Genomic DNA, 26,932 nt, shown 5'->3' with positions numbered 1-26,932 from the left:
CGCGGTACACCGGAACGCTACCGCCACCTGGTAGGGCGAAGATCACAGCCCCTCGACCTCATAAGGCGGCCGAACGCTCAGTACGGTAAGCGGGTGCTCAAGCGCAAGAACACGTTCTCGTCCTGGCGGCGCAGCCTCACGCAGCGCGCCGTCCACGCGGGCTGGGCCTGGGCGCAGCGCACGGGTTCGGTGACGGCCGAGAGCCCCGGCCGGTTCCACTTCGGCGCGATCGGCGAAGCCACCCGCCTCGCCTTCCCGCTCGGCACGGTCTTCGGCGAACCCTGGATCCACCTCGGCTCCCACTGCATCGTCGGCGAGCAGGTGACCCTGACCGCCGGTCTGATGCCCGACCTGGACCTCGGCCCGGAGCCGATCCTGCGCATAGGCGACGGAGTGGTCCTGGGCCGTGGCAGCCATGTCATCGCCGACACGACGGTCACCATCGGCAGCGACTGCTACTTCGGGCCGTACGTCTATGTCACGTCCACGAACCACTCCTACGACGATCCACACCAGCCCATCGGCAAGCAGTGGCCGCGGATGGAGCCGGTGGAGATCGGTCCGGGCTGCTGGATCGGCACCGGCGCGGTGATCCTGCCCGGCGCCCGGATCGGCCGGAACGTCGTGGTGGCGGCGGGGGCGGTCGTACGAGGCGTGGTGCCCGACCATGCCGTGGTGGCGGGCGCGCCCGCCCGGGTCGTACGACGCTGGACTCCCGGCGAGGGCTGGCAGCCGCCGCTGAGGACCCCGGCGCCCGTGCCGATTCCGGACGGGGTCACGCCGGAGCAGTTGCTGGCGCTGGGGGAGTTGGACGAGGAGGCCGCGGCCAGGCTCGCGCAGCTGGACGCCGAGGCCTGAGCGGCCCCGGTCAGCCCGTCGCCAGCAGCAGCGTGCCGACCAGGGCGAGGCCCGCGCCGGCCGCCTGGATCGTGCGCAGCCGTTCGCTGAGGAAGCCGCGTGCGGCCAGGGCGGTCACCACCGGGTAGAGCGAGGCGAGTACCGCGGCCACGGTGACCGGGCCGTGCTGGGCGGCGATCGAGTAGGTGCCGTTCGCCGCGACGTCCGCCAGTCCGACGAAGGCCAGCGCGGGCAGCGAGGCCCACAGGAAGCCGCCCTCCGGGACGGCCGCGGCGCCCTTCTTCACGGAGGCGTAGAGCGCGAGGCCGCCCGCCGCCACGTTCGTCACGCGCTGCACGAAGAGGGCGAGGAAGAGACCCGTGACGGTCGTCGACGCCTCCGCGATCAGCGCGAACACCGCGCCGAAGCCCAACGCCGCGATCAGCGTGAGCAGGATGGCCTGGCGCTGCACCGGCGCGCCCCTGAGCTGTGGTCCGCCCGCGAGGACGACACCGAGGACGGCGACCGCTACCCCCGCGACCTGCACCAGGCCGGGCCGCTCACCCAGGAAGAGCCCGACACCGACCGGGACGGCGACGCCCAGCGTGCCGAGCGGGGAGACCACGCCCATCGGCCCGAGCGCCAGTGCCTTGTAGAAGCAGAGGAGGGCGACCGGCCCGACGAGCCCGGCCGCGATCGCGAACCACAGCCGTGGACCGGCCTCGCTCCAGGCGCCCGTGACCACCACGATCACGCCGAGTACCGCAGCCGCGATCGTCTGCGAGACGACGACCACGGTGAGCGCCGGGGTGCGCCGGGTCAGCAGTCCGCCGCCGAAGTCGGCCAGCCCCCACAACAGGCTGCTGGCCAGGGCGAAGAATGCTGTCACGGGTACCCTCGCAGTACAGTTCGGTGAACACATGGGTGCGTCGGTTGCACTCCACCGTAGTTCAATGAACTGAACGTTGTCATCCAGAATATTGACCTAGATGTTGGACGGAATGTGTCGGACCTCGACCTGCTGACCCAATCCCTGGCGCGCAACGTCAAGCACTGGCGATCGGTGCGCGGCTACACGCTGGACGTGCTCGCCGGCCGGTCCGGCGTCAGCCGCGGCATGCTCATCCAGATCGAGCAGGCCCGCACCAATCCCAGCCTCGGCACGGTCGTCAAGATCGGCGACGCCCTCGGGATCAGCATCACCACCCTCCTCGACTACGGGCAGGGCCCGAAGGTCCGTATCGTCCCCGCCGAGCAGGCCGTACGGCTGTGGCACACCGACGCCGGCAGCTACAACCTCCTCCTCGCGGGCGCCGAGGCCCCCGGCCCGCTGGAGATGTGGCAGTGGCTCCTGATGCCGGGCGAGAGCAGCCCCTCGGATCCGCACCCCACCGGCACGGTCGAGCTTCTGCACGTCACGGAAGGCGAACTCACTCTCACGGTCGACGGCGTGGAGTACCGGGTCCCGGCCGGCTCGAGCGCCTCCTTCGAGGCCAACACCCCGCACGTGTACGGCAATACGGGCGACGCGCCGATGCGTATGGTCATGGCGGTCTCGGTCCCGCCCGTGCACTGAAGCGGCCCTGTTACCGTGCGGTCATGGACGCACCCATCGGACACTTCGACACCGCCGCCCCGGCCCCCGACTCCCTCGACGAGCTGACCCGCCCGGTCGCCGACGCCGTACGCCACTGGAGCGGCAGCGTCCCCGCCGACCAGATCGTCTACGTCGACACCGACCCGGAGTGGGCCGACACCGCCGTCTTCGTGGAGCACTACGGCCGGGAGTTGCTGGAGCAGTCCGCGAACTGCGTGGTGGTCGCGGGCAAGCGCGGCGGCGAGAGCACGCTCGCCGCCTGTGTGGTCCTGTCCACCGCCCGGGTCGACGTCAACGGCGTCGTCCGCCGCCAACTCGGCGCGCGCAAGGCCTCGTTCGCGTCGATGGACACCGCGACCGGCGAGACCGGCATGGAGTACGGCGGCATCACCCCGATCGGACTGCCCACCGGCTGGCCGGTGTTGGTGGACTCCGCCGTCGTCGACCTGCCGTACGTCCTGGTCGGCAGCGGGCGCCGACGCGGCAAGCTGCTGGTGCCGGGGAAGGTGTTCGCCGAGCTCCCGGGAGCCGTGGTCCTGGAGGGGCTGGGCGTTCCGGTGTGACGCTCAGGTGTGGTGGGCCAGTGTCAGATGCGGATCCGCCTCGCCCGGGACCGGCGCCGGATCGGCGTGCACCAGGGCCGCGGTGAGCCGCGGAATCGCGTGCAGCAGCGCGTGTTCGGCATTCACGGCGACGGCATGCGCTTGACGTACCGTCGAATCCCCGTCCACGACGACCGCCACCTCGGCGCGCAGCCGATGCCCGATCCAGCGCAGCCGCAGCTCACCCACCTCACGCACCCCCGGCACCTCCCGCAGCGCCTGCTCGGCCCGGTCCACCAGGGCCGGGTCGACGGCGTCCATCACGCGCCGGAACACCTCCCGTGCCGCGTCGCGCAGCACCAGCGTGATCGCGGCCGTGATCGCCAACCCCACGATCGGGTCGGCGAGTTGCCAGCCCAACGCGGCGCCCCCGGCACCCAACAGCACTGCCAGTGACGTGAATCCGTCCGTACGGGCATGCAGCCCGTCCGCGACCAGTGCGGCCGAGCCGATCTCCCGCCCGACCCTGATCCGGTAGCGGGCCACCCACTCGTTGCCCGCGAAGCCGACGAGGGCGGCCACGGCGACCGCCGGAATGTGCTCGACGGGGCGTGGGTCGATCAGCCGCTCGATCGCCGTCCACCCCGCGAAGGCCGCGGACGCGGCGATCGTCAGCACGATCGCGATACCCGCCAGATCCTCGGCGCGTCCATAGCCGTAGGTGAACCGCCGCGTAGCCGCACGCCGGCCCAGCACGAACGCGATCCCGAGCGGTACGGCGGTCAGCGCGTCCGCGGTGTTGTGCACCGTGTCGCCGAGCAGCGCGACCGAGCCGGACACTGCCACAACGACTGCCTGCGCCAGCGCCGTCACCCCCAGCACCGCGAGCGAGACCCACAGCGCCCGCATGCCGCGTGCGGAGGATTCCAGGGCGGAGTCGAGCTTGTCGGCGGTCTCGTGGGAGTGGGGGGTGAGGAGGTGGGTCAGGCGGTGGCGGAGGGAGTGACTGTGACTGTGGGGGGTGCCGTGGTGTTCGTGGTGGTGCCCGTCGCTCACGTGGGTCCCCTTCCGTTGCGTGCTGGTGGACGTCTTCCCGTCCACGACGCCATTATGTGCGTATGAGCGCACGCATGCACCTGTCACCTGCGCACCATGCGCATCCGCGCACCCCCGGCGAGGAACAGTTCGCACTCGCCGCCGAGATCCTGGCGCTGCTCGGCGACCGCACCCGGCTCACGCTGCTGCACGCCCTCAGGGCGGGGGAGGCCGACGTCACGACGCTGACGGAGGCGTGCGGGGCGGCGCGGCCGGCGGTGAGCCAGCACCTGGCCAGGCTGCGGCTGGCGGGGCTGGTGAACACGCGGAAGGAGGGGCGCCGGGTGATCTACTCGCTGCGTGACGGCCATCTGCGCCGGCTCGTGGACGAGGCGCTGAACGTGGCCGACCACCGGCTCAGCGACCGGCCCGTGCACGACTGAGGCGACTGCGGTCAGCTGCCGGTGTTCAGCCCCAGGTAGCCCTCCGCGAACGCCGCAGCCGCCAGGCGTGAGTCGAAGAGGCGGTGCAGCCGGGCGCGGGTGGTGCCCGCGCGGTACGGGTCGCCGGACGAGGTGCCGTGGTAGACCTCGGAGAGCCACTGCGAGAACTCCGCGTAGTCCCAGGCACGGCTCACGCAGGTCGCCGAATAGCCGTCAAGGCCGCTGCCGTCGCCCTTCGTGAGGTGGGCGACGAGCGCGTCGCCGAGCAGGAAGGCGTCGTGCAGGGCGAGGTTCAGGCCCTTCGCCGCGATCGGTGCGGTGAGGTGGGCCGCGTCGCCCGCCAGGAACAGCCGCCCGAACACCATCGGCTCGACGACGTAGTTGTGCATGTCGAGGACGCGCTTCTCGATCAGCCGCCCTTCGGTGAGCGGCGGGGCGCCGGCCGCGCCGAGCCGCGCCTGCAGCTCGGACCAGACCCTGTCGTGCGACCAGTTCTCCGGGTCGTCGCCGGGCGGGCACTCCAGGTAGTAGCGGGTGACCTCGGGGCTGCGGGCCATGTGTCCGGCGAAGCCGCCTGGATGCATGCCGAACAGCACGCAGTCCGCCGACTGCGGTGCCTCGGCGAGAAGCGCCAGCCACCCGATGCCGTAGTCGTGGCGCGCGATCCGGGTCCGGTCGGGCGGCAGTACCGTCCGGGTCACTCCGCGCGCCCCGTCGCAGCCCGCGACGAAGTCGCAGTGCAGGACCTGCCGTTGACCGGTCTCCGGGCAGAGGTACGACACCGACGGCCGGTCCGAGTCCAGGTCGTGCAACTCGACGTCCCGCACGCCGAAGCGGATGGCGCCGCCCCACACGTCCGCGTACTCGCGCACCAGGTCCGTCACCAGCAACGGCTGCGGATAGACGAAGTGATGCTGCCCCGTCAGCTCGCCGTACGAGAACCGGAACCGCTCGCCGGCGAAGCGGAACTCGCACTCGGTGTGCAGCTGGGCGCGCTCCAGCAGGTTCGCGGCGAGGCCGCGCCGTTCCAGACCGCGTACGGCCCACTCCTCGATGACTCCGGCCCGCGGCCGGCGCTCGATGAACTCCCGTGTCTCGGTCTCCAGGACCACACAGTCGACGGAGGCGGCCCGCAGGATGTTGCCGAGGGTCAGCCCGGCGGGCCCGGCGCCCACGATGACGACCGGAAAGCGTTGCGGGGCGGGGGAGTTGGGGTGGGGGGCGGCGAAGGTCACCCGTGCATTATGGGGCGCCGGGGCGCCGCGCGGGAGTGCCGATGCGATGCGCGGACGTATGCCCTGGCCTCACGGACGTATGTCCTGCGCGCAGCGGAAGCCCATGTGGCCGCTGGTGCTGTCGGGGGTGTTGGCGCTGCGGGCCGCGACGCGGTAGCGGTTGCAGTACGACTTGTGGCACATGTGCGAGCCGCCGCGGATGACCTTGGCGGTGCCGGAGCCGGGACCGGTGGGGTTGATGTGGTTCACGGTGGTGTGGTCGGTGGCCCACCAGTCGGCGCACCACTCCCAGACGTTCCCGGAGACGTTGTACAGGCCGAAGCCGTTGGGGTCGAAGGCGTCCACGGGCGCGGTGCCGCGGTAGCCGTCGTCGGCGGTGTTCTTCGTCGGGAAGCTGCCGCGCCAGATGTTGCAGCGGAACTCGCCGCCCGGGTTGAGCTCGTCGCCCCAGGGATAGCGCCGCTGCTCCAGTCCGCCGCGGGCCGCGTACTCCCACTCGGCCTCCGTGGGCAGCCGCTTGCCCCCCCAGGCCGCGTACGCCGCCGCGTCCTGCCACGACACATGCACCACCGGGTGGTCGCCGCGGTCCTCCACCGTGCTGCCGGGCCCCTCCGGACGCTGCCAGGTCGCACCCTCGATCCCGCACCACCAGGGCGTCTGCTCGGGACGCGGGGCACCACGGCGCAGGGCGCCGGGCAGGAAGCCCGCGAAGACGTACGACCAGCCGAAGCGCTCGGCATCGGTGATGTGCCCGGTGTCGTCGACGAAGGCCGCGAACTGCTCGTTGGTCACCGCGCACGCGTCGATACGGAACGCGTCGAGCCGCACCGCCCGGACCGGACCCTCACCGTCGGCCGGAAATCCCTCGCTGTCCTCCGCGCCCATCAGGAACTCGCCACCGGGCAGCAGCACCATGCCTTCCGTGGAGCCGCCTCTTGCCGCCGTCGGCGGCGGTGCGGACAGCGCCAGAGGCTGCGTCTGCCCGCGTCCCGACGGCGAGCAGCAGGGAGACTCGTGCATCTGTGTTCCTCAAGGTGAAGTGCGCCTTGGTACGCGTCCGGACCCTAACTCAGCCGAGGTATCTCGATCGCCGGGCACCGGTCCATCACCATCTCCAGGCCTGCCGCCCGGGTGCGGTGGTACGCCGCCTCGTCGATGACGTCGAGCTGGAACCAGACCGCCTTGGCCCCCTTCGCGACCGCCTCGTCGGCGACAGCACCGGCGAGATCGCTGTTGACGAAGACATCGACGACGTCGACTGGGAAGGGGATCGCCTCCAGGGACGGGTATCCCTTCTCTCCGTGGACCGTCTCGGCCTTCGGGTGGACGGGCACGATCCGCTTGCCGAAGCGCTGCAGCACATCGGCGACGCCATGGGCCGCGCGCCGCTCGTTGTTCGACAGGCCCACCACGGCCCAGGTGTCGCCGAGCTCGGTGAGGATCTTGCGGACCGTCGCTGCGTCTCCGTACACCGCTGGCCTCCTGGGCATCGAGGAAGAGCTGTCGTAGCGCACAACGGGTGAAGCGGCGCAGTGATTCCCGTTCCCAGCCGACTCGCGTGCCCTCTTGATTCCCGCCAACGTGTCCGGATTTCGCGCCGGATCCTGCGTACGGCCCTCCGTCCGCCTACGCTCACCCCGTGCTGCGCATCACCGACGCCCGTACCGGCGACTTTGTCGCCGCCGCTCCCGTCCGGCGGGGGCTGACCCGAGTCGAGGCCCATCCGCCGGGCTTCGGCATGACCGGCCTGCGGGTGCTGCTCGCCGCGGATCTGCTCGTCCGCGCCCTGGAACTCGGCGGCACACCGGTCTGGGCGCTGCTGAGCTGCGAACGGGAGCCCGCCGAACTGGTGGCGGGCGCGGCGGCACTCGGCATCCGGCCCTTCGAACACAGCCGGGACGCCGACCCGGGCCTGGGCGAGGCACAGGTCATCCATGTGGTGACCGAGGGCGACAGTGCACCCGACGGCGTCCGCGTCGCCGTAGCCCCCGTCCAGCCGGAGGCCCCCGAAGGCGCCGACCCCGCCGCGCTGAGGCTGGCGCTGCTGTCCCGTCCGCGCGCCGCGTCGGTGCGGCTCGACCAGGCCGCTCTCGGCGAGGCGGACGAGACGCTGCGTCGTTGGCGGAGTGCCGTCGCCGCCTGGGCGCACCGGCCCTCGCGGCCGGTCCCCGACGAGGTGCGCGGACGGCTCCGTACCGCCTGGGAGGACGACCTCGACGTCCCCGAGGTGCTGGCGACCTTGAGGTGGGCGGAGACCGAGCCCGACCTCCCCGACGGCGCCCGCTTCGAGACGTACGCCTACGCCGACCGGCTCCTGGGTCTCGACCTCACCCGCGACCTGGGGGCCCCGTCATGAACGCCCGCTTCGGAACCGGCCCCCTGCGCCGCCTGGTCGTCCTGCGGCACGCCAAGTCCGCCTGGCCGGACGGCGTCGCCGACCACGCCCGCCCGCTCGCTCCGCGAGGCCGCCGGGACGCGCCCGCCGCGGGCATCGCGCTCGCCGAGGCCGACTGTCTGCCGGACCTGGCGCTGTGCTCCACCGCCGTCCGCGCCCGGCAGACCTGGGAACTGGCCTCCGCCCAGTGGGGCACCCCGCCGCCGGTGCGCCACGACCCGAGACTGTACGCGGCCGACGTCCCCGACCTGCTTTCCGTCGTGCACGACGTGTCCGCCGAGGTCGAGACCCTGCTGCTGATCGGGCACAACCCCGGCCTGGAAGAACTGGTCCTCGCGCTCGCCGGCGACAGTCTCGACGACGCGCTGGAGAGAGTCCGTGTGAAGTTCCCGACGTCGGCGATCGCCGTCCTGGCCTGGTACGGCACGTCATGGCGGGGTCTCGCCCCGGGCGGAGCCCTGCTGACGTCGATGACGGTGCCGCGCGGGAAGAAGTAGCGGCAAGAAGTAGCGGCAAGAAGTAGCTGTCCACGCGCGCGTGCCCTGCGCATAGGCTGGCCCGATGCAGGACGAGTACCGCACAGTGGCCCGCGCGGGCGTGCACGAGACCGAGGTCAACCGCTCCCGCTTCATCTGTGCACTGGCGCCGGCCGCCACCGAGCAGGAGGCCCAGGACTTCGTCGTGGCCGTCCGCAAGGAGCACGCGGACGCCACCCACAACTGCTACGCGTACGTCATCGGTGCCGACGCCGCGATCCAGAAGGCGAGCGACGACGGCGAACCCGGCGGCACCGCGGGCGTCCCCATGCTCCAGATGCTGCTCCGTCGCGACATGCGGTACGTCGTCGCCGTCGTCACCCGCTACTACGGCGGCGTCAAGCTCGGCGCGGGCGGCCTCATCAGGGCGTACGGCGGTGCGGTGGGCGAGGCCCTGGACACCCTCGGCACGATCACCCGCAGGCGCTTCCGCCTCGCCACGGTGACCGTCGACCACCTGCGTGCGGGCAAGGTCCACAACGACCTGCGCGCCACCGGCCGCGAGGTGCGGGACGTGCGCTACGGCGAGGCCGTCACGATCGAGATCGGGCTGCCGGACGCCGATGTGGAGGCGTTGCGGGCGTGGCTGGCCGACGCCACCGCGGGGACGGCCGGGTTCGAACTGGGTGGAGAGGCGTACGGGGACGCCTGACAGAAACGGCAAGGAGCGCATAACGGGCAAGCGCATGTGCCGTCATGACGGGCCGATACGGGAGTAACCACCCGTGATGTCAGACCCGGCCGTTAGTCTTCGGGGATCATGAGGCTCCTGCACACTTCCGACTGGCATCTGGGCCGGGCGTTCCACCGCGTGAACATGCTCGACGCCCAGGCCGAGTTCATCGCCCACCTCGTCACGACCGTGCGTGAGCGCGAGGTGGACGCGGTGGTCGTGTCGGGAGACGTGTACGACCGGGCGGTCCCGCCGCTCGCCGCGGTCGAGCTGTTCGACGACGCCCTGCACCGGCTCGCCGACCTCGGCGTGCCGACGGTGATGATCTCCGGGAACCATGACTCGGCGCGCCGGCTCGGCGTCGGCGCCGGGCTCATGGAACACGCGGGCATCTTCCTGTGCACCGATGCCTCGTCGGCCGGGATGCCGGTGATCCTGGCGGACGAGCACGGCGACGTGGTGTTCTACGGCCTGCCCTACCTCGAACCTGCCCTGGTCAAGGGCGAGTTCAAGGTGGAGAAGCCGGGACACGAGGCTGTCCTCGCAGCCGCCATGGACCGCGTCCGCTCCGACCTCGCCACACACGCCCCCGGCACCCGCTCCGTCGTCCTCGCGCACGCCTTCGTCACCGGCGGCGAGGCCAGCGACAGCGAACGGGACATCACGGTCGGCGGGGTGGCCTCGGTCCCCGCCGGGGTGTTCGACGGCGTCGACTATGTGGCGCTCGGTCATCTGCACGGCTGCCAGACCATCACCGAGCGCGTGCGCTACTCCGGTTCCCCGCTGCCGTACTCCTTCTCGGAGGCCGCCCATCGCAAGACCATGTGGCTCGTCGACCTGGCCGCCGACGGGTCGGTGACCGCCGAGCGCGTCGACTGCCCGGTGCCTCGTGCGCTGGCCCGGATCCGCGGCACCCTGGAGGAACTGCTCGCCGACCCCGGCCTGGCCCGGCACGAGGAGGCGTGGGTCGAGGCCACGCTCATCGACCCGGTCCGCCCGGCCGACCCGATGGCCCGGCTCACCGAGCGCTTCCCGCACACGCTGAGCCTCGTCTTCGACCCCGAGCGGGCGCCGGAGGATCCTGACGTGTCGTACGCCAAGCGGCTCGCCGGCCGCAGCGACCAGCAGATCGCCGAGGACTTCGTGGCCCATGTGCGCGGCGCCGGGCCCGATGAGCACGAGCGGACCGTGCTGCGGGACGCGTTCGACGCGGTGCGCGCGGACGGAACCGTGAGGGAGGTGGCGCGATGAGGCTGCACCGCCTGGACATGACCGCCTTCGGGCCCTTCGGCGGGTCCCAGTGCGTCGACTTCGACGAGTTGTCGGCGGCCGGCCTCTTCCTCCTGCACGGACCGACCGGCGCCGGCAAGACCTCGGTCCTGGACGCCGTGTGCTACGCGCTGTACGGCTCGGTGCCCGGTGCCCGCCAGGGCGGTTCGCTGCGCAGCGACCATGCGGCGGCCGGTACCCGCACCGAGGTCACCCTCGAACTCACCGTCGCCGGACGCCGGTTGGAGCTGACCCGGCAGCCCTCCTGGGAGCGGCCGAAGAAGCGAGGTGTGGGGACGACCCTCGACAAGGCCCAGAGCTGGCTGCGCGAGTACGACGCCGCCACCGGCGCCTGGAAGGACCTCAGCCGCTCCCACCAGGAGATCGGCGAGGAGATCACCCAACTCCTCGGCATGAGCCGCGAGCAGTTCTGCCAGGTCGTGCTGTTGCCGCAGGGCGATTTCGCACGCTTCCTGCGCGCGGACGCCGAGGCACGCGGCAGACTGCTGGGCCGCCTCTTCGAGACGCACCGCTTCGCGGAGGTCGAGAAGAGCCTGGCCGAGCGCCGTCGCGCCACCGAGGCCCGGGTGCGCGACCAAGACGCCGCTCTGCTGGCCGACGCGCACCGCATGCAGCAGGCGGCGGGCGACGCCATGGACCTGGCGGAGCTGGCGCCCGGCGACCCCGGACTGGCCGACGCCGTCATGAGCGCCGCCGCCGTCGCCCGCAGCACCGCCCGCGAACAGTTGACGATCGCCCACTGCCGCCTCACGGCCGCCGAGTCCGGGCAGGCCGCGGCTGACCGGGCCCTGGCCGACGTACGCGAACTGGCGCGGCTGCAACAGCGGTTCGCTCAGGCACGCGAGCGCGCGGCGCTGATGGAGGAGCGCGTCGACGCCTACCGGGAGGCGCAGGCGCGCATGGAGCGGGCCCGCAAGGCGGAGGTGGTGGCGCCCGCGCTGGAGCTGCGGGAGGCCGCCGACGCCGAACACCGGCGCGCGGCGGCGGCACAGGCACGCGCGCGTGCCCTGCTGCCGGAGGCCTTCGCCGGCTCCGGCGTGGGCGGACTCGCCGCCGCCGCACGCCGGGCCGCCGAGGAGCTGGGCGGCCTGGAGTCGGCCCGTCGCGCCGAACACCGGCTGACCGAACTCGTCGCCGAGCGGGCTCACCTGGACCGTCAGGAGCGCGCCGACGACGACGTCCGCCAGGAGGCGGAGGCCTGGCTCGCCGAGTGGGAGGCGACCCGCGCCGCGCTCCAGGCCCGCATCGACAACGCCCAGCAGGCCGCGACCCGGGCCGAGCAGCTCGCCGTACAGCGCGAACCCGCCCAGCGGCGGCTCGGGGCGGCCCGGCAGCGGGACCAGTTCGCGGGCGACACCGAAGCCGCACAGCAGCAGGCGCTCGCCTCGGCCGAGCGTGCGGTCGAGGCTCGCGCCCACTGGCTGGACCTCAAGGAGCAGCGCCTGAACGGCATCGCCGCCGAACTCGCCGCGAACCTCACCGACGGCGAGCCCTGCGCCGTCTGCGGAGCCACCGAACACCCCGCTCCCGCACGCAAGGTCGCCGGGCACGTCGACCGGGAGGCGGAGGAGCGTGCACTCGCCGCCTACCAGCGCGCCGACGAACAGCGCGCGGAGGACGAGCGGCGCCTCGGCCTCGTACGGGAAGCCCTGGCCGCTGCCACCGCGGAGGCCGGAGACGCGCCAACGGACCAACTCGCCGAAGAGGCAGAGGAGTTGGAGCGGCTGTACGAACAGGCGCGCCGCGACGCGTCCGGGCTGCACTCCGGGCACGAGGAGCTGCGCCGGGCCGAGCAGGAGCACGAGCGGCGCACCGCCGTACGGCAGGAGGCGGACGTACGAGCCGCGTCGCGGGTGGGACACCGGGAGCGCCTGGAGCTGGAGAAGGCCGCGCTGAAGGAGGAGTTGGCACAGGCCCGGGGCGCCTCGGCGAGCGTGGCCGCGCGGGCGGCGCAGCTGGAGCAGCAGGTCGCCCTGCTCTCGGACGCCGCCGACGCCGCGCGGGCCGCCGAGGAGAGCGCCGAGCGGCTCAAGGCCGCGGACGGCCGGCTCGCCGAGTCCGCCTTCCGCGCCGGGTTCGACACCCCGCAGGCCGCGGCGTCCGCCCTGCTCGACGACGCGGCCCACCGCGAGCTGCAACAGCGGCTGGACGCCTGGCAGTCCGAGGAGGCCGCCGTCCGCGCGGTCCTCGCCGAGGACGACACCGCGGCCGCCGCCCAGCAGCCGCCCGCCGACCTCGAAGCGGCCGAGCGGGCCGCGTCGGCCGCGGCCCAGCGGCTGCGCGACGCCGCGTCCGCCCGCGACGCGGCGGCCCGGCGCTGCGCCGAACTCGACCGGCTCTCCGCGCGATCGGCACAGGGCGTACGACGGCTGGCGCCGCTGCGCGAGGAGTACGACCGGGTGGCCCGCCTCGCCGGCCTCAGCGCGGGCACCTCGGCGGACAACGAACGCAAGATGCGCCTGGAGTCGTATGTGCTGGCCGCCCGCCTGGAACAGGTGGCCGCCGCCGCGACCGTACGGCTGCGGCGCATGTCCTCCGGTCGCTACACCCTCGTCCACTCCGACGACCGCGCCGGTCGCGGGCGCAGCGGACTCGGACTGCACGTGGTCGACGCCTGGACCGGGCGCGAGAGGGACACGGCGACCCTCTCGGGCGGCGAGACGTTCTTCGCCTCGCTCGCCCTCGCCCTCGGCCTCGCGGACGTCGTCACGGACGAGGCGGGAGGCGTCCGGCTGGACACCCTCTTCATCGACGAGGGCTTCGGCAGCCTCGACGAGCAGACCCTCGACGAGGTACTCGACGTACTCGACTCACTGCGTGAACGAGACCGCAGCGTCGGCATCGTCAGCCACGTCGCCGACCTGCGCAGACGCATTCACGCGCAGTTGGAGGTCGTCAAGGGCAGAGCCGGCTCCGAGCTGCGGCAGCGGGGCGTCGGCTGAGGTCAGCGGCCGAGCGGGCGCCGGGGCAGGGGTGATGAGTACACGACGCTCGTGGTGACCGAGCCCAGGGCGCCGATCTTCCCGGAGACCTCTTCCAGGTGGCGCATCGAGCGGGCGGTGACCTTGATGACGAAGCAGTCGTCGCCCGTGACGTGGTGGGCCTCCAGGATCTCGGGGGTCGCGGCGACGAGGTCGTGGAAGGGCTTGTAGTTGCCGGTCGGGTAGCGCAGCCGGACGAACGCCAGGATCGGCAGCCCGAGCCGTTCCGGGTCGACGACCGCCGCGTACCCCTGGATGACGCCCGCCTCCTCCAGCCGCCGCACCCGTTCGGTGACCGCGCTCGGCGACATGGAGACGGCACGGGCCAGCTCGGCGAAGCTGGCCCGGCCCTCCCGCTGGAGGACGTCGAGGATGCGCCAGTCGGTGGCGTCCGGGGAATACGTGGCCATGAGCGATGAATAGCAGGGGAATCCCCGGCCGATCAAGGGGAGTGCCGGGGATCGCCACTTCAGAGCACGGCTCGACTTCCGTAGTTTTTTGTCCATGACGACCACCACCGTGAACCCCGTCCTCCGCGTCGCCCCCGCCACCCCGGCCGAGGCCGCCGCCCACTTCCGCGCCGGCCTCGCCTTCCACGCCGACGTCTCCGACGTGGCCGCCGCGCTCTCGGCCGGCGGCGACCCGGGCTTCGTCGTGCTGGACTCCCGTTCCACCGAGTCCTGGGACCAGGGCCACATCCCGGGGGCCGTCCACCTCCCGACCGCGCTCATCCCCGAGCAGGCCGGTCAACTCCTCGACAAGTCGGTGCCCGTCGTGACGTACTGCTGGGGCCCCGGCTGCAACGGCGCGACCCGGGCCGCCCTCGCCCTCGCCGAACTCGGCTACCAGGTCAAGGAGATGCTCGGCGGCTTCGAGTACTGGGTGCGCGAGGGCTTCGAGTTCGAGACCTGGCAGGGCAGCGAACGCCGCGCCTCCGACCCTCTGACGGCGCCCGTGGACGCGGAGGACTGCGGCTGTTGAAACCACCGTGACTTGTGGGGCCTCTGGGCGTGTAGGTTTCTGCGCCATGGTGCGATACGCGGAACCGGGCGTCGTGGAGTGGGTCGAGTCGGGCGGCGGGCCGCTCATAGCGGTGCCGGAGACGGTGCTGCCGTTCTGGGCGGGCGCCGACGGCGACGAGACCGCCTCGGACTACGACCGGGCCTGCGAGGTCGACGGCTTCGTCGGGCTGCTCCCGGTCGGGGACTCCGCGGCTCTGGTCCTGGGTGACGAGCCGGCCTTGACCACCTTCCTGCCGGCCCACGACACCTTCGTACGGTGGTGCGCGGCCGACTCCGAGGACGAACTGCTGGCCCGTGTCCCCGAGGCCCTCGCCACCGCGGTCTGGGCGGACGAGGTGCGCTGGCACGTGCCCGGGCCGGTGCTGCTGTTCGACTCGGCCTGGCCCGGAGGGGATTCCGAGCGGGCCGGCCACCTGAGGATCGCCCTGGAACCGGGGCCGTACGCGGTCCGGGCGGCGCAGGTGCAGCCCGGGCCGGAGACCTGGCTGGGGCTGGTGCAGTTGCGGCGGCTGGGGGACTGACCTTCGGGTCGGGTGGCTCACCTGGGAAAGTCGGGTGGCTCACCTGGGAAATAGGATGCGCCCGGCCCACCCGTTCCCCATCATGGTCGACCATGCCCCGACTCCCGCACCCCGCCCCCGAAGCCCTGCGCCGTGACCCCCTGCCCCTGCGTGGCCGCACCGCCCTCGTGACCGGTGCCAGCCGGCGCGGCGGTATCGGACATGCCGTGGCCCGACGGCTCGCCGCGTACGGCGCGAGCGTCTATCTGCATCACCATGTGCCGCACGACGCCGCCATGCCCTGGGGCGCCGACCGCCCCGAGGACGTGACCGCGTCCGTGCGTGCGGCACTCGGCGATCCCGGCGCCCGGGTCATCGCCGGTCCCGGCGATCTCTCCGACCCGGCGGCCCCCGCCCACCTGATCGCCACGGCCGCCTCGGCGCTCGGCGGACGGCTCGACATCCTCGTCGCCAACCACGCCCTCAGCGGCTCCGACGGAACGCTCGACGAGATAAACGCGGCGATGCTCGACGCGCACTGGGCGGTCGACACCCGTTCGGTGCTGCTGCTGATCCAGGCCTATGCCCGGCAGCCGGAGCAGCCCCGCGGCGGGCGCGTGGTGATGATGACCTCCGGCCAGGACATCGCGGGCGGTATGCCCGGCGAGATCGCCTACGCCCTCCAGAAGGGCGCCCTCGCCTCCATCACCCGCTCCCTGGCGACCACGCTCGCCGAGCAGGCGATCACGGTGAACACCGTCAACCCCGGCCCCGTGGACACGGATTACCTGACCGGCGGCGCCTACGAGGCCGTCGCCGCCCGCTTCCCCGCCGGCCGGTGGGGCATGCCCGACGACCCCGCCCGTCTCATCGCCTGGCTGGCGACGGACGAGGCGGAGTGGGTCACGGGTCAGGTCATCGACTCGGAGGGCGGGTTCCGGCGCTGATCACAAGGTGGACTGTCAGAGTGCGGACAGCTCGTCCACCAGGTCGTCCAGACCCAGCGAGCCCTGGGACAGGGCCGCCATGTGCCAGGCCTTGAGGTCGAAGGCGTCGCCGTGCCGCTCGCGCGCCTTCTCGCGGCCCAGCAGCCACGCCCGTTCGCCGAGCTTGTAGCCGATCGCCTGGCCCGGCATCGTCAGATAGCGCGTCAGCTCGCTCTCCACGAAGTCGGCCGGGCGGCTGCTGTGTGCGCCGAAGAACTCCTGGGCCAGCTCCGGCGTCCAGCGCTCGCCGGGGTGGAAGGGGGAGTTGGCCGGGATCTCCAGCTCCAGGTGCATGCCGATGTCGACGATGACCCGTGCCGCCCGCATCATCTGCGCGTCGAGATAGCCGAGCCGCTGCTCCGCGTCGGTGAGGAAGCCGAGTTCGTCCATCAGGCGCTCCGCGTACAGCGCCCAGCCCTCGGCGTTGGCGCTGACTCCGCCGACGGTGGCCTGGTAGCGGGAGAGGTTCCCGGCGACGTGCGTCCACTGGGCGAGTTGGAGGTGATGCCCGGGGACGCCCTCGTGGTACCAGGTCGAGACGAGGTCGTACACCGGGAAGCGGGTCTGGCCCATCGTCGGCAGCCAGGTGCGGCCCGGACGCGAGAAGTCCTCCGACGGGGCCGTGTAGTACGGGGCCGCCGCGCCGCCGGGCGGGGCGATGCAGGACTCCACCTTCCGTACCCGCTCGGCGAGTTCGAAGTGCGTCCCGTCGAGCGCCTCGATCGCCTGGTCCATCAGGCCCTGCAGCCAGTCACGGACCTCCTCGACGCCCTCGATGTGCCGGCCGTGCTCGTCGAGGTGGGCGAGCGCCACCCACGGCGTCGCGGAGCCGGGCAGGATCTTCTCCGCTTCCTGCTTCATCTCGCCGAGCAGCCGGTGGTACTCGGACCAGCCGTACGCGTACGCCTCGTCCAGGTCGAGCTCGGTGCCGTTGAAGTAGCGCGACCAGCGGGCGTACCGCTCCCGGCCCACCGTGTTCGGCGCGTCCTCGACGGTCGGCGCGTACACGTCGCGCATCCAGTCCCGCAGCTGCACGACGGCCGCGGTCGCCCCGCGTGCCGCCTCGTTCAACCGCGCACGCAGCGCCTCGGGGCCCGACGACGCGAAGTCCTCGAACCAGCCGCGTCCCTCGCCGGTGTCCGCCCACTCGGTGAGCTGTCCGACGAAGGTGGTGGTGGGCCGCGGGGCCGCGTACAGCTTGCGGTCCAGGCCCAGTTGCAGGGACTCGCGGTAGCCCGCCAGCGCGGCCGGCACCGCGCGCAGCCGCTCGGCGATCGCCGCCCAGTCCTCCTCCGTCTGCGCCGGCGTGACGGTGAAGACCTCGCGCACCGCATGGGCGATCGTATGCAGATTGCCGACCGCACGCAGGCCCTCGTCGGCCTCGTGCATGGCGAGTTCCGCGCTGAGCCGCTCACGCAGCAGGCGCGCGCACCGGCGCTCGATGTCACTGCCCGCGCCGACCTGCCGTTCGGCCTCGTCGAGCTTCGCGAGCGTGGCCCGCTGGAGTTCCGCGAGTGCCTCCTGACCCGCGGGTGAGGTGTCGGGCAGCCGGCTCGAACTCTCCTTGGCGCCGAGATACGTACCGGTGATCGGATCGAGGGCGATGAGCTCGTCGACGTACGCGTCGGCGACCTCTCGGGGCAGCGGGCTCTTCGACTCTGACATGCGGACATCCTCGTACGAGGAGCCGCCGTGCGTCACCCGGATTGAACCGGTGACGAAGGCGGCAGCAGCGGTCCGCAGTCCCACTTCTGGAAGATCAACCGTGTCTCCACCCGGGCCACTTCCCGGCGGGAGGTGAACTCGTCCAGGACCAGTCGCTGCAGATCCGCCATGTCCGCGACCGCGACATGCACGAGGTAGTCGTCCGGGCCGGTGAGATGGAAGACGGTCAGCGACTCGGGCAGCGCCCGGATGCGCTCCACGAACGGCCCCACCAGCTCCCGCCGGTGCGGCCTGACCTGAACCGAAAGCAACGCCTCCAGCCCCCGCCCCAGCTTGGCCGGATCCAGCCGCAGCCGATGCCCGAGTATGACGCCCGCGCGGCGCAGCCTGGTCACCCGGTCCAGGCAGGTCGACGGTGCCACGCCGATCTGTGCGGCGAGGTCACGGTAGGTCGTCCGGGCGTCGTTCTGCAGCAGCCGCAGCAGCTGGAGATCCACCGGGTCCAGTACGACAGATTCAGCCATCGACCGAACGTAGCACGGGGTTCGGCGGTGGTGACCCGGTCGGCGTTCACTCTTCCCTCATGGACACGCCCACCGCATCGAGAGCCCTCGCCACCGAGGCCGTGCACGCCGGCCGCGACGACCTCGCCCGCCAGGGCCTGCACGCCCCGCCGATCGACCTGTCCACCACGTATCCGTCGTACGACAGCCAAGGCGAGGCGGCCCGCATCGACGCCTTCGCCACCACCGGCGCCATACCGGAGGGCCCGCCGGTCTACGGACGGCTGGGCAACCCCACCGTCGCCCGCTTCGAGACCGCCCTGGCCCGCCTCGAAGGCACCGAGTCCGCCGTCGCCTTCGCCAGCGGGATGGCAGCACTGAGCGCGGTGCTTCTCGTACGGGGCTCGCTCGGCCTGCGCCATGTCGTGGCCGTACGTCCCCTGTACGGCTGCAGCGACCATCTGCTCACCGCCGGTCTGCTGGGCTCGGAGGTGACCTGGACCGACCCGGCCGGGATCGCGGCGGCGCTGCGACCCGACACGGGACTGGTCATGGTCGAGTCCCCGGCGAACCCCACGCTGGCCGAAATCGACCTGCGCGCCGTCGCCCATGCCTGCGGCTCCGTACCGCTGCTCGCCGACAGCACCTTCGCCACACCGGTGCTGCAACGCCCCGCCGAACACGGCGCCCGGCTCGTGCTGCACAGCGCCACCAAGTACCTCGGCGGGCACGGCGACGTGATGGCAGGCGTGGTCGCCTGCGACGAGGAGTTCGCCGGACGGCTGCGGCAGGTCCGCTTCGCAACGGGCGGCGTGCTGCACCCGCTGGCCGGCTACCTGCTGCTGCGCGGCCTCGCGACGCTGCCGGTGCGCGTCCGTGCGGCATCCGCGAACGCCGCCGAACTCGCCCGCCGCCTCGCCGCCGACCCGCGCGTAGCCCGCGTCCACTACCCACGCATCGGCGGCGCCATGATCGCCTTCGAGGTCCACGGCGACCCCCACCAGGTCATCGCCGACGTCCGCCTGATCACCCCCGCCGTGAGCCTCGGCAGCGTAGACACCCTCATCCAGCACCCGGCATCCATCAGCCACCGCATCGTGGACACGACGGACCGACGGGACGCCGGGGTGAGCGACAAGTTGCTGCGCCTGTCGGTGGGTTTGGAGGACGTAGAGGACCTGTGGGTAGATCTGGACGGTGCGCTAAGGCGCCCCTTCAGGGGCGCGGGGAACTGCGCGACAAGCCACGACGAACCCGCAGCCGCCAGCGCCCCGTAACCCCTACGGCGCTTCGGCCCTAGCACCCCCCACCGTGCCCTCTGCCGCTCCCAGCGGAGAATCCAGCCGTGCCGTGATCACCAAGGTCCCCTCCTCGATCTGATAGTCGAGAGGCACCCCCAACCCCCGCATCGCCGCGACCATGCCCGTGTTGGACGACTGCGTCACCGCATACACACTCTCGCTGCCCGCCTCCACGGCCATCGTCACCAGCCGCCCCAGCAGTTCGGAGCCGATGCCACGCCTTTGCCACTCGTCCTCGACGAGCAGCGCGACCTCCGTCTCGTCCCCGTCCCACAGCAGATGCCCGAGCCCCACGATCCGCCCGGACGCGGTTTGCACCGCAAGCGTCCGGCCGAAGCGCGGGCTCAGCAGATGGTGGAGGTAACGATGCGCGTCACCGACAGGCCCGTGGTACCGCAGGGACAGGGTCCGCGCCGAGCACCGCTCGTGCATCGCCGTCGCGGCCTCCAGATCGTCCGTGCCGGCGCGGCGGACGGTGATCGCATTGCCCGCGGGGAGTGTGAGGACGTCCTGGCCACGCGGAACGCGCGGGCCGAGCCGGGCGTCCAGCTCCACCAGCGCCCGCGCCCGGGCGAACTCGGTCGGGGTGAACGGCAGATATGGCCGCTCCACGGTGATCACTCCGCCTTCCGGTGCCCGCAGCCGCATCACGGTGTCCTCCAACGCCCCCTCCACCGGTACGCCTTCGGACACCCGGCCGCCGCCGGTCGGGGCTGCGGGGAGTGAGCGGATGGTGCAGCGGCCCAGCAACTGGCGCAGCGCGAGCGGGAGTTCCGCCGCGTCGAGGGCGGTGCGGGTGGCGAGGCCGAGCACCCGGGTCGGCGCGTCGACCAGGTCATGGGCGTCGGCCCGCTCGATCCACGTGCCGGTACCCCCGGCCTGGGTGATCGCCCGGGCGATGTCGTCCGCCGCGAGTTCACCGGGAGCCCGCAGCAGGAACTCGTCCACCGTGCCCTCGGCCAGTGGATGCGTCTGGAGGCTGAGGATGTCGACCTGTTGCCCGGCGAGGGCGATGCACAGCGCGGCCAGGGACCCCGGTTCGTCCTTCACCGTCGTCCGCATCCGCCACAGGGCACGCTCCCGGACCCCGGCCTGCTCCGTGGGGAGCGGCCGGGCGCTGGTATCACCCGTCGGCGGGGCATGACCGTGGCGTCGTGTCCACCATGTGTGGAACGCCGCCGTGATGTCCCGCCGCCAGTGGTGCACCGTACGACCGTGCTGAGCACGCGTCACATCAGATATGTCTCGACTCATGCAGCCACTGTGAAGGAAGGGTGTTGCGTGATCACGAACGCACTGTGACTGACGGGTAAAGCAGCCTTCTGTCGCTTTTGTGAACGTCAGTGCCGCGCACCAGGGGATGACGCCGGTACGCGGCACTGATACGAGGTTACGGGACCTACTGGCCGACGCGTCCCGGCTGCAGCACCTGCGTGAAGAGGACCGTGCCGTCCGACTCGCGCAGCCGCACCGTCAGTTCCCCGCTGTGGCCGTCGATGTCGACCTCGCCGAAGAACTGGTAGCCGCCGGCGGGGGAGACGTTCGCGGTGGTCGGCGCCTTGAGGAACACCCGGTCCGGGCCGAAGGTGTTGTCGAGCGTGTTCGCGGGGAAGGCACCGGCGTTGAGCGGGCCCGAGACGAACTCCCAGAACGGCTCGAAGTCGGTGAACGCGGCCCGGGACGGCAGGTAGTGCTGGGCCGAGGTGTAGTGCACATCGGCGGTCAGCCACACCGTGCCCGTGATCCGGCGGTGCTTGATGAACCGCAGCAGCTCGGCGATCTGCAGCTCACGCCCGAGCGGTGCGCCGGGGTCGCCCTGTGCGACCGCCTCGATGTTGGGCTTGCCGTCGCCGGTGTCCGGTACGACCAGGCCGAGCGGCATGTCGGAGGCGATCACCTTCCATACCGCCCGGGAGCGGGACAGCTCGCGCTTGAGCCACTCCAACTGCTCGCTGCCCAGGATGCCCACCGGATCGGTGGTCTGGTTGTCCGGCGAGTTGGCGTTGCGGTAGGTGCGCATGTCCAGGACGAAGACGTCGAGCAGCGGGCCGTGGTGCTGGACCCGGTGGACCCGGCCGTCGGGGCGGCGCAGCGTGGAGATCGGGTAGTACTCCGAGAACGCCTGCCGGGCGCGCGCGGCGAGCACGTCGACGTTCTTCTCGGTGTACCGGGTGTCGGTGAGGATCTCGCCCGGGTACCAGTTGTTGGTGACCTCGTGGTCGTCCCACTGGATGATGGACGGGACCTGGGCGTTGAAGGCACGCAGGTTCTCGTCCAGCAGGTTGTAGCGGAAGTTGCCGCGGAACTCCGCCAGCGTCTCGGCCACCTTGGACTTCTCCTCGGTGGTGATGTTCCGCCAGGTGCTGCCGTCGGGCAGGGCCACGGTCTCGGTGATCGGGCCGTCGGCGTAGATGTTGTCACCGCTGCAGATGAAGAAGTCGGGGTCGAGCTTCGCCATCGCGTCGTAGATCCGGTAGCCCCCGAACTCCGGGTTGATGCCCCAGCCCTGCCCGGCCAGGTCGCCGGACCAGACGAACCGCACGCCGTCGCGCCGCTTGTTGGACGCCGTACGGAAGGTGCCGGTGACCGGCTCGCCGGTGCGGCGCGGGTCGTCGGGGTCGGCCAGCAGCACGCGGTAGTGGATCTGCTCGCCGGACGGGAGTCCCCGCAGCCGGGTCGTGCCGGTGAAGTCGGTGCCGGCGCCGAGCAGCGGGCCGTGCCATCTGTGCGGGTTGCGGAACGACTCGGTCGCGGACGCCTCGACGATCATCCGCGCGGGACGGTCGGAACGCACCCACACCAGACCGGAGTCGCAGGTCACGTCTCCCGTCTGCACGCCCCAGCCGGCCTTGGGACGCCCGGACAGCGCGAGGGCCGGTGCCGCGCCGAGCGCGGGCGGCAGGGTCAGGGCCGCAGACGCGGCGAGGGAGCCGCGCAGGACGCTGCGGCGGCCGGGGAAAGGACGGTGTGACATGGATGCGCCTCCGGGACGGGATCCGGTCAGTGTGCGATGCCACAACTACTGGTGCGCCGCTGCGCACACGCAAACCGCAAGTGAACAACCGGCCGCGGGAACAAGGGAACAGACTGGTCGCTCATGCGGGGCGCGCCCTGTCAGGCCCCGACGGCCTCCGCCATCAGCCGTACACCCGCCCGGATCCGCGCCGGTGACAGGTGGGCGTAGCCCAGCACCAGCCGTACGTCCTTGCCGCCGCCGACGTCGGCCGTCCCGTGTGCGTAGTCCTCCACCGGGCGCACCGTGGCACCGGCGTCGGCCACGCGCGCGAGGAAGTGTTTCTCGGGTCCGTACCGGCGGGGGAGGGTGGCGATGACGTGCAGGCCCGCCGCGATCCCGGACACCGCCGAGCCCGGGAAGTGTTCCTCCAGGGCGGCCACCAGCGTGTCGCGTCGCTCGCGGTACGCGCGCTGGCAGCGGCGCAGCTGACGGTCGTAGTCGCCGCGCTCCACGAACCGGGCGAACAGCGCCTGGTCGAGGGTGGGATGGCCGAGATCCATGGTGCGCTTGCGCTCGATCACCTCGTCGGCGAGCGCCTCCGGTACGAGCAGCCAGCCGAGCCGGAGCCCCGGTGCGAGGGACTTGCTGACCGACCCCGCGTAGGCGACGCGTTCCGGGTCGAGTCCTTGGAGCGCACCGACGGGAGCGCGGTCGTAGCGGAAGTCGCCGTCGTAGTCGTCCTCCAGGACGAAGCCGTCCACGGACCGTGCCCAGTCGAGCAGTTCGGCCCGGCGACGCGCGGAGTAGGCGATCCCGGTGGGGAACTGGTGCGCCGGCGTCACCACGACCGACCGTACCCGTGTGTCCCGCAGCGGGCCGATGGCCAGCCCTTCGTCGTCCAGGGGCACCGGCACGGTGGTGACGCCGGCCGCGGCGTACAGGGCGTCGTGCTGCGGGCTGCCCGGGTTCTCGACGCCGACGGCTGTCATCCCGCGCGCGTGCAGTGCGAATCCGAGCAGCGTCGTCGCCTGGGCCACGCCGGAGACGACCAGGATCCGCTCCGGGTCCGCGACCACACCGCGGCGGCGGGCGAGCAGTTCGGCCAGCGCGGTACGCAGCCGGGGCAGGCCGCGCGGATCGGGATAGCCGAGGTCGTGGTGCGGCAGCTCGGCCAGCACACCGCGCTGCGCCGCCGCCCACGCGGCACGCGGGAACAGCGACAGGTCCGGCGTCCCGGGCACGAAGTCGGCCCGGGCGCCCGGTGGGCGCGGGGCGAGGTCACGCGCGCGTGGCCGCGCCGCCCGTACGGCACCGCCCACCCAGGTCCCCGCACCCCGCCCGCTGCGCAGATAGCCCTCCGCGGTCAGCTGCTCGTACGCCTCCGTGATCAGCCCGCGCGACACCCCGAGGTCGGCGGCCAGATCACGGCTCGACGGCAGCCGGGTCCCCGGCGCGAGCCTGCCCGCCCGCACCGCCTCCCGCAGCGCCGCCTGCAAGGAACGCCCACGCGCGCGTGCCGGCGCGGAAGCGGCCGGCAGGAGCAGCTCCCAGGCCGGGGATCCCGGACCGGCACCCGAGCGCGGCACCTCGCCCTTGGCCTCGGCCGGCTCCCCGCCCCGATTGGTCTGCGATGGCCTCATGAAAGTGGACCTTAAACCGGGCCGCCGCGATTCCTAGCGTCGTGTCCATGAACGCCACCACCACACGGGGAGCCCTGCTCGCCGCGCTCGCCTGTGTCCTCGTAGGAGGGTCCTTCACCGCCAACAGCGTCCTCGGTGAATACCCGTACGCAGGCGGCCAGTTCCTCCGCTACGGCCTGGCCTTTCTGCTGCTCGTCCCGCTGGCCGGCCGGGACGCCACGGCCCGACTGCGGACGCTCACGCCCCGCCACTGGGCCCGCCTCGCGCTGCTCGCGGGCGTGGGCATGGTCGGCTTCAACCTGGCGGTCATCGCGGCGGAGCGCACCGCCGAACCGGCCGTTCCGGGTGTCTTCGTCGGCTGCGCGCCGGTGATGGTGGCGGTCCTCGTGCCCCTCCTGGACGGACGGCGACCCCAACGCGTCGTCATGTACGGCGCGTTGCTCGTCGCCGTCGGCGCCTTCACGGTCCAGGGCTGGGGACGCACGGACGGCGCCGGAATCGCGTTCTCGGTGTGCGCACTCGCTGGTGAGGTCGGTTTCGCGGTGCTCGCCGTGCCCGTACTGCGGCCCCTGGGCCCACGGCTGCTGTCCGCCACGGTGTGCGGCGTCGCCGCACTCGAGTCCCTGGCGGCCGGCCTCCTACTGGACGGCGGCGCATGGCTGCGGCGACCCGACGGCACGGAGGCCGCCGCGCTGCTGTGGCAGGCGGCGATCGTCACCGTCATCGGATTCGTGTGCTGGTACATGGGCATGCAGCGGATCGGCGTGGAGCGCGCGACGCTGTTCTCCGGCCTGATCCCGGTCGCGGCAGCCGGCACCGCGCCCCTCGTCGGAACGGGCTCCTACGGGCCCGTGCAGGCCGTCGGCAGTGCCCTCGTCGGTGCCGGAGTCGCCCTCGGATCGGGCGCGTTGGCCCGGCGCCGGTCAGCGACTGCCGTCGAGGATCACGCGGGCGACCAGCGCCGGGTCGTCGTTCATGGGGACGTGACCGCAGCCGGGCAGCCGCACCAGCCGGGCCCGCGGAATGATCTGCTTGGCCCGGATCCCCTGCCGGCGCACGAGGAGCCGGTCCCTGGAGCCCCAGGCCACGGTGACCGGGATGCCCTGGATGTCGTCGGTCCACTGGACGTCGGAGCCGGCCCGGAGAGTCTCGGAGAAGGCCGAGGCGTTCGCCAGCGCGAGGGTCTCGGCGACCACGGCCTCGGGTGAACGGCGGGCCGGGCGTGCGTAGATGGTGCTCGTCAGGACCGTACGGCCGGCCGCCGAACGGGACAGCCGCTCGACCAGTGGCGGGGGCATCCGCGTGGCGAACTGCCGCATCCCCAGCAGGACACCGAAGGCGTAGCGTCGTTCGGCCGGTGTCCAGAACCCGGCCGGAGACAGGGCGGTCACGGACCGTACGAGCCTTTCGCGGCCGAGTTCCAGGGCCAGCAGGCCGCCGAGCGAATTGCCCGCGACATGCGGCCGTTCGACCTCCAGCGCCTCGCACAGCGCGCCGAGCGCGGCGTTCATCGTGGGCAGGTCGTGCGCGAGGCCGTCCGGAAGGGCCGGGGACGCGCCGAACCCGGGCAGATCGACGGCGATCACTTCGCGCTCGGTCGCGAGGATGTCCACCACCGGGTCCCAGGCCTGCCGGTGGTGCCCGATGCCGTGCAGCAGGAGCAGCGGTTCGCCCGTGCCTACGCGCGCGTAGGAGAGGGTCACGGTCCTTGGGCCGCGGGTGGAGGGGACCTTGAAGGAGACGGTGGCCGACATGAACTGCTCCTCGTCTGAGGCTCGCTGGCGGGCTGCTCATAGACAGCTTGTCAGCAGTTGCTACTGACGGGTAGCCCCCGGAGGTCCCCGCGGTCCACAGTTGTCGCCTGGACAGCTCCGGATGTGTCGGTTGGGATGGAATGCGTGACCACCGACATCGAGACCGACGTCTTCGAAGAGCACCGTCCCGTTCTCCTGGGAGTCGCCTACCGCATGCTCGGGCGGCTGGCCGACGCGGAGGACGTGGTCCAGGAGGCCTGGCTGCGCTGGTCCGGCGCAGACCGGAGTGAGGTGCGCGAACCGCGCGGCTATCTGGTGCGCATCACCACCCGCCTCGCCATCGACCGGCTGCGCCAGGTCAAGGCGCGGGGCGAGACCTACGTCGGCCCGTGGTTGCCGGAGCCGTACGTCACCGACTTCGGGGACACCGTGCCGGACGCCGCGGACCGGGCCGTGCTCGCCGACTCCGTCTCCCTCGCCGTCCTCGTCGTCCTGGAGTCGCTGTCGCCGCTGGAGCGGGCGGTCTTCGTCCTGAGGGAGGCGTTCGGCTACCCGTACGCCGACATCGCCGCGATGCTCGACCGCGGCGAGCCGGCGGTACGGCAACTCGGCGGACGCGCCCGCAAGCATGTCGAGGAGCGACGGCCGCGCTACGACGTCGACCCGGCCCAGCGCCGTGATCTCACCGAGCGTTTCCTCGCCGCCTCGATGGAGGGGGACATCGAAGGGCTCATGTCCCTGCTCGCCCCGGACGTCCGCCTCGTGGGCGACAGCGGCGGCAAGGCCAAGGCACCGGTGCGCGTGCTGGAGACCGCCGACAAGGTGGGCCGCTTCATCGCCGGTGTGGCAGGCAAGGGCGGCGGCGTTCCGGACCTGTCCTTCCGGTTCCTGGAAGTCAACGGCGGTCCCGCGGTGCTGCTGATGTCCGGAGACAAGCCGGACAGCGTCCTCCAACTGGAGATCCTGGACGGGCGCATCCAGTCCGTCTACATCATCCGCAACCCCGACAAGCTCCGGTCGCTCGCCGGATAGCCGCCCTGA

Annotated in this window: 26 protein-coding genes and 1 pseudogene; 15 read left to right on the top strand and 12 right to left on the bottom strand. The window is 72.3% G+C overall.

Features of this window, described 5'->3' with window-relative positions; genetic code table 11:
• Positions 1–93 precede the first annotated feature (93 nt).
• Positions 94–858, top strand: coding sequence for an acyltransferase (locus QQY66_RS06560; RefSeq protein WP_301978137.1), 765 nt, complete (start codon positions 94–96; stop codon positions 856–858).
• Between the two features lie 10 nt (positions 859–868).
• Here QQY66_RS06560 and QQY66_RS06555 read toward each other — a convergent pair whose 3' ends face one another.
• Complete coding sequence (locus QQY66_RS06555; RefSeq protein WP_301978136.1) at positions 869–1,726, bottom strand: EamA family transporter; 858 nt, start codon at positions 1,724–1,726, stop codon at positions 869–871.
• 114 nt (positions 1,727–1,840) lie between these two features.
• On the opposite strand from QQY66_RS06555, the gene QQY66_RS06550 reads away from it, so the two are divergent.
• The gene (locus tag QQY66_RS06550) at positions 1,841–2,413 is read left to right on the top strand and encodes an XRE family transcriptional regulator (protein WP_301978135.1); all 573 of its coding nucleotides are present in this window, start codon (positions 1,841–1,843) and stop codon (positions 2,411–2,413) included.
• Positions 2,414–2,436: 23 nt separating this feature from the next.
• On the top strand, positions 2,437–2,997 hold the full coding sequence (locus tag QQY66_RS06545; RefSeq protein WP_301978134.1) for a YbaK/EbsC family protein: 561 nt from the start codon (positions 2,437–2,439) through the stop codon (positions 2,995–2,997).
• Positions 2,998–3,000: 3 nt separating this feature from the next.
• Here the strand turns inward: QQY66_RS06545 and QQY66_RS06540 are convergent, their stop codons facing one another.
• A complete protein-coding gene (locus tag QQY66_RS06540) occupies positions 3,001–4,032 on the bottom strand; it encodes a cation diffusion facilitator family transporter (protein ID WP_301978133.1) in 1,032 nt (343 codons plus the stop codon).
• Positions 4,033–4,094: 62 nt separating this feature from the next.
• Between QQY66_RS06540 and QQY66_RS06535 the strand changes: the two genes are divergently transcribed.
• Entirely contained in the window at positions 4,095–4,454 is a 360-nt protein-coding gene (locus QQY66_RS06535) for a metalloregulator ArsR/SmtB family transcription factor (RefSeq protein WP_301978132.1), read from the top strand.
• A gap of 11 nt (positions 4,455–4,465) precedes the next feature.
• Here the strand turns inward: QQY66_RS06535 and QQY66_RS06530 are convergent, their stop codons facing one another.
• The 3 genes from QQY66_RS06530 to QQY66_RS06520 all read right to left on the bottom strand — a co-directional run bounded on the left by QQY66_RS06530 (position 4,466) and on the right by QQY66_RS06520 (position 7,161).
• Complete coding sequence (locus tag QQY66_RS06530; RefSeq protein WP_301978131.1) at positions 4,466–5,689, bottom strand: 4-hydroxybenzoate 3-monooxygenase; 1,224 nt, start codon at positions 5,687–5,689, stop codon at positions 4,466–4,468.
• A 69-nt stretch (positions 5,690–5,758) separates the two neighbouring features.
• Complete coding sequence (locus QQY66_RS06525) at positions 5,759–6,604, bottom strand: formylglycine-generating enzyme family protein (RefSeq protein WP_301987192.1); 846 nt, start codon at positions 6,602–6,604, stop codon at positions 5,759–5,761.
• Between the two features lie 149 nt (positions 6,605–6,753).
• A complete protein-coding gene (locus QQY66_RS06520) occupies positions 6,754–7,161 on the bottom strand; it encodes a CoA-binding protein (RefSeq protein WP_301978130.1) in 408 nt (135 codons plus the stop codon).
• 167 nt (positions 7,162–7,328) lie between these two features.
• Between QQY66_RS06520 and QQY66_RS06515 the strand changes: the two genes are divergently transcribed.
• The 5 genes from QQY66_RS06515 (at position 7,329) to QQY66_RS06495 (ending at position 13,525) form a co-directional block, all read left to right on the top strand.
• The gene (locus tag QQY66_RS06515) at positions 7,329–8,045 is read left to right on the top strand and encodes a hypothetical protein (protein WP_301978129.1); all 717 of its coding nucleotides are present in this window, start codon (positions 7,329–7,331) and stop codon (positions 8,043–8,045) included.
• Positions 8,042–8,581, top strand: a complete 540-nt coding sequence (locus QQY66_RS06510) for a histidine phosphatase family protein (RefSeq protein WP_301978128.1) — start codon at positions 8,042–8,044, stop codon at positions 8,579–8,581. Before QQY66_RS06515 ends, QQY66_RS06510 begins: the two co-directional genes overlap by 4 nt.
• Before the next feature lie 64 nt (positions 8,582–8,645).
• Positions 8,646–9,272, top strand: coding sequence for a YigZ family protein (locus tag QQY66_RS06505; RefSeq protein WP_301978127.1), 627 nt, complete (start codon positions 8,646–8,648; stop codon positions 9,270–9,272).
• Between the two features lie 108 nt (positions 9,273–9,380).
• Entirely contained in the window at positions 9,381–10,544 is a 1,164-nt protein-coding gene (locus tag QQY66_RS06500; protein WP_301978126.1) for an exonuclease SbcCD subunit D, read from the top strand.
• Positions 10,541–13,525, top strand: a complete 2,985-nt coding sequence (locus QQY66_RS06495) for an SMC family ATPase (protein WP_301978125.1) — start codon at positions 10,541–10,543, stop codon at positions 13,523–13,525. Before QQY66_RS06500 ends, QQY66_RS06495 begins: the two co-directional genes overlap by 4 nt.
• Positions 13,526–13,527: 2 nt before the next feature.
• Here the strand turns inward: QQY66_RS06495 and QQY66_RS06490 are convergent, their stop codons facing one another.
• Positions 13,528–13,974, bottom strand: a complete 447-nt coding sequence (locus QQY66_RS06490) for an Lrp/AsnC family transcriptional regulator (protein WP_301978124.1) — start codon at positions 13,972–13,974, stop codon at positions 13,528–13,530.
• A 94-nt stretch (positions 13,975–14,068) separates the two neighbouring features.
• Between QQY66_RS06490 and QQY66_RS06485 the strand changes: the two genes are divergently transcribed.
• The 3 genes from QQY66_RS06485 to QQY66_RS06475 all read left to right on the top strand — a co-directional run bounded on the left by QQY66_RS06485 (position 14,069) and on the right by QQY66_RS06475 (position 16,033).
• Positions 14,069–14,545 (top strand): rhodanese-like domain-containing protein, encoded by a 477-nt coding sequence (locus QQY66_RS06485; RefSeq protein WP_301978123.1) that lies wholly within the window; start codon positions 14,069–14,071, stop codon positions 14,543–14,545.
• A 46-nt stretch (positions 14,546–14,591) separates the two neighbouring features.
• Positions 14,592–15,107, top strand: coding sequence for an immunity 21 family protein (locus QQY66_RS06480; protein WP_301978122.1), 516 nt, complete (start codon positions 14,592–14,594; stop codon positions 15,105–15,107).
• Positions 15,108–15,199: 92 nt separating this feature from the next.
• Positions 15,200–16,033 (top strand): SDR family oxidoreductase, encoded by an 834-nt coding sequence (locus QQY66_RS06475; RefSeq protein WP_301978121.1) that lies wholly within the window; start codon positions 15,200–15,202, stop codon positions 16,031–16,033.
• 15 nt (positions 16,034–16,048) lie between these two features.
• Here the strand turns inward: QQY66_RS06475 and QQY66_RS06470 are convergent, their stop codons facing one another.
• Together QQY66_RS06470 and QQY66_RS06465 are read right to left on the bottom strand one after the other, a co-directional pair.
• Positions 16,049–17,737 (bottom strand): DUF885 domain-containing protein, encoded by a 1,689-nt coding sequence (locus QQY66_RS06470; RefSeq protein ID WP_301978120.1) that lies wholly within the window; start codon positions 17,735–17,737, stop codon positions 16,049–16,051.
• A 32-nt stretch (positions 17,738–17,769) separates the two neighbouring features.
• The gene (locus tag QQY66_RS06465; protein ID WP_301978119.1) at positions 17,770–18,261 is read right to left on the bottom strand and encodes an Lrp/AsnC family transcriptional regulator; all 492 of its coding nucleotides are present in this window, start codon (positions 18,259–18,261) and stop codon (positions 17,770–17,772) included.
• 59 nt (positions 18,262–18,320) lie between these two features.
• On the opposite strand from QQY66_RS06465, the gene QQY66_RS06460 reads away from it, so the two are divergent.
• The gene (locus QQY66_RS06460) at positions 18,321–19,517 is read left to right on the top strand and encodes a PLP-dependent aspartate aminotransferase family protein (RefSeq protein WP_301978118.1); all 1,197 of its coding nucleotides are present in this window, start codon (positions 18,321–18,323) and stop codon (positions 19,515–19,517) included.
• 3 nt (positions 19,518–19,520) lie between these two features.
• On the opposite strand, the gene QQY66_RS06455 is transcribed toward QQY66_RS06460, so the two are convergent.
• From QQY66_RS06455 to QQY66_RS06445, 3 genes are all read right to left on the bottom strand, one after another.
• Complete coding sequence (locus QQY66_RS06455; protein ID WP_301978117.1) at positions 19,521–20,795, bottom strand: GNAT family N-acetyltransferase; 1,275 nt, start codon at positions 20,793–20,795, stop codon at positions 19,521–19,523.
• Between the two features lie 145 nt (positions 20,796–20,940).
• Positions 20,941–22,515, bottom strand: coding sequence for an alkaline phosphatase (locus tag QQY66_RS06450; RefSeq protein ID WP_301978116.1), 1,575 nt, complete (start codon positions 22,513–22,515; stop codon positions 20,941–20,943).
• Positions 22,516–22,655: 140 nt separating this feature from the next.
• Complete coding sequence (locus QQY66_RS06445; protein ID WP_301978115.1) at positions 22,656–24,137, bottom strand: PLP-dependent aminotransferase family protein; 1,482 nt, start codon at positions 24,135–24,137, stop codon at positions 22,656–22,658.
• 47 nt (positions 24,138–24,184) lie between these two features.
• Between QQY66_RS06445 and QQY66_RS06440 the strand changes: the two are divergent.
• Positions 24,185–25,021: pseudogene (locus QQY66_RS06440) on the top strand (DMT family transporter); the annotation flags it as partial.
• 39 nt (positions 25,022–25,060) lie between these two features.
• Here the strand turns inward: QQY66_RS06440 and QQY66_RS06435 are convergent.
• Entirely contained in the window at positions 25,061–25,891 is an 831-nt protein-coding gene (locus QQY66_RS06435; RefSeq protein WP_301978114.1) for an alpha/beta fold hydrolase, read from the bottom strand.
• Positions 25,892–26,035: 144 nt separating this feature from the next.
• Between QQY66_RS06435 and sigJ the strand changes: the two genes are divergently transcribed.
• A complete protein-coding gene (sigJ, locus tag QQY66_RS06430) occupies positions 26,036–26,923 on the top strand; it encodes an RNA polymerase sigma factor SigJ (RefSeq protein WP_301978113.1) in 888 nt (295 codons plus the stop codon).
• Positions 26,924–26,932: the final 9 nt, after the last annotated feature.

The organism is Streptomyces sp. DG2A-72 (genome assembly GCF_030499575.1).
Classification (GTDB): Bacteria; Actinomycetota; Actinomycetes; order Streptomycetales; family Streptomycetaceae; genus Streptomyces.
The sequence above is the reverse complement of the archived record's forward strand: the minus strand, read 5'-3'. Positions and strand labels throughout refer to the sequence as shown.

Bases quoted from the DNA above. Each gene is read 5' to 3' on its own strand.
- QQY66_RS06445 (WP_301978115.1), bottom strand. From the start codon at position 24,137: ATGAGGCCATCGCAGACCAATCGGGGCGGGGAGCCGGCCGAGGCCAAG.
- QQY66_RS06545 (WP_301978134.1), top strand. From the start codon at position 2,437: ATGGACGCACCCATCGGACACTTCGACACCGCCGCCCCGGCCCCCGAC.
- QQY66_RS06485 (WP_301978123.1), top strand. From the start codon at position 14,069: ATGACGACCACCACCGTGAACCCCGTCCTCCGCGTCGCCCCCGCCACC.
- QQY66_RS06470 (WP_301978120.1), bottom strand. From the start codon at position 17,737: ATGTCAGAGTCGAAGAGCCCGCTGCCCCGAGAGGTCGCCGACGCGTAC.
- QQY66_RS06455 (WP_301978117.1), bottom strand. From the start codon at position 20,795: ATGAGTCGAGACATATCTGATGTGACGCGTGCTCAGCACGGTCGTACG.
- QQY66_RS06505 (WP_301978127.1), top strand. From the start codon at position 8,646: ATGCAGGACGAGTACCGCACAGTGGCCCGCGCGGGCGTGCACGAGACC.
- QQY66_RS06450 (WP_301978116.1), bottom strand. From the start codon at position 22,515: ATGTCACACCGTCCTTTCCCCGGCCGCCGCAGCGTCCTGCGCGGCTCC.
- QQY66_RS06525 (WP_301987192.1), bottom strand. From the start codon at position 6,604: ATGGTGCTGCTGCCCGGTGGCGAGTTCCTGATGGGCGCGGAGGACAGC.
- QQY66_RS06465 (WP_301978119.1), bottom strand. From the start codon at position 18,261: ATGGCTGAATCTGTCGTACTGGACCCGGTGGATCTCCAGCTGCTGCGG.
- QQY66_RS06460 (WP_301978118.1), top strand. From the start codon at position 18,321: ATGGACACGCCCACCGCATCGAGAGCCCTCGCCACCGAGGCCGTGCAC.
- QQY66_RS06480 (WP_301978122.1), top strand. From the start codon at position 14,592: ATGGTGCGATACGCGGAACCGGGCGTCGTGGAGTGGGTCGAGTCGGGC.
- QQY66_RS06495 (WP_301978125.1), top strand. From the start codon at position 10,541: ATGAGGCTGCACCGCCTGGACATGACCGCCTTCGGGCCCTTCGGCGGG.
- QQY66_RS06435 (WP_301978114.1), bottom strand. From the start codon at position 25,891: ATGTCGGCCACCGTCTCCTTCAAGGTCCCCTCCACCCGCGGCCCAAGG.
- QQY66_RS06500 (WP_301978126.1), top strand. From the start codon at position 9,381: ATGAGGCTCCTGCACACTTCCGACTGGCATCTGGGCCGGGCGTTCCAC.
- QQY66_RS06490 (WP_301978124.1), bottom strand. From the start codon at position 13,974: ATGGCCACGTATTCCCCGGACGCCACCGACTGGCGCATCCTCGACGTC.
- QQY66_RS06475 (WP_301978121.1), top strand. From the start codon at position 15,200: ATGCCCCGACTCCCGCACCCCGCCCCCGAAGCCCTGCGCCGTGACCCC.
- QQY66_RS06510 (WP_301978128.1), top strand. From the start codon at position 8,042: ATGAACGCCCGCTTCGGAACCGGCCCCCTGCGCCGCCTGGTCGTCCTG.
- QQY66_RS06535 (WP_301978132.1), top strand. From the start codon at position 4,095: ATGAGCGCACGCATGCACCTGTCACCTGCGCACCATGCGCATCCGCGC.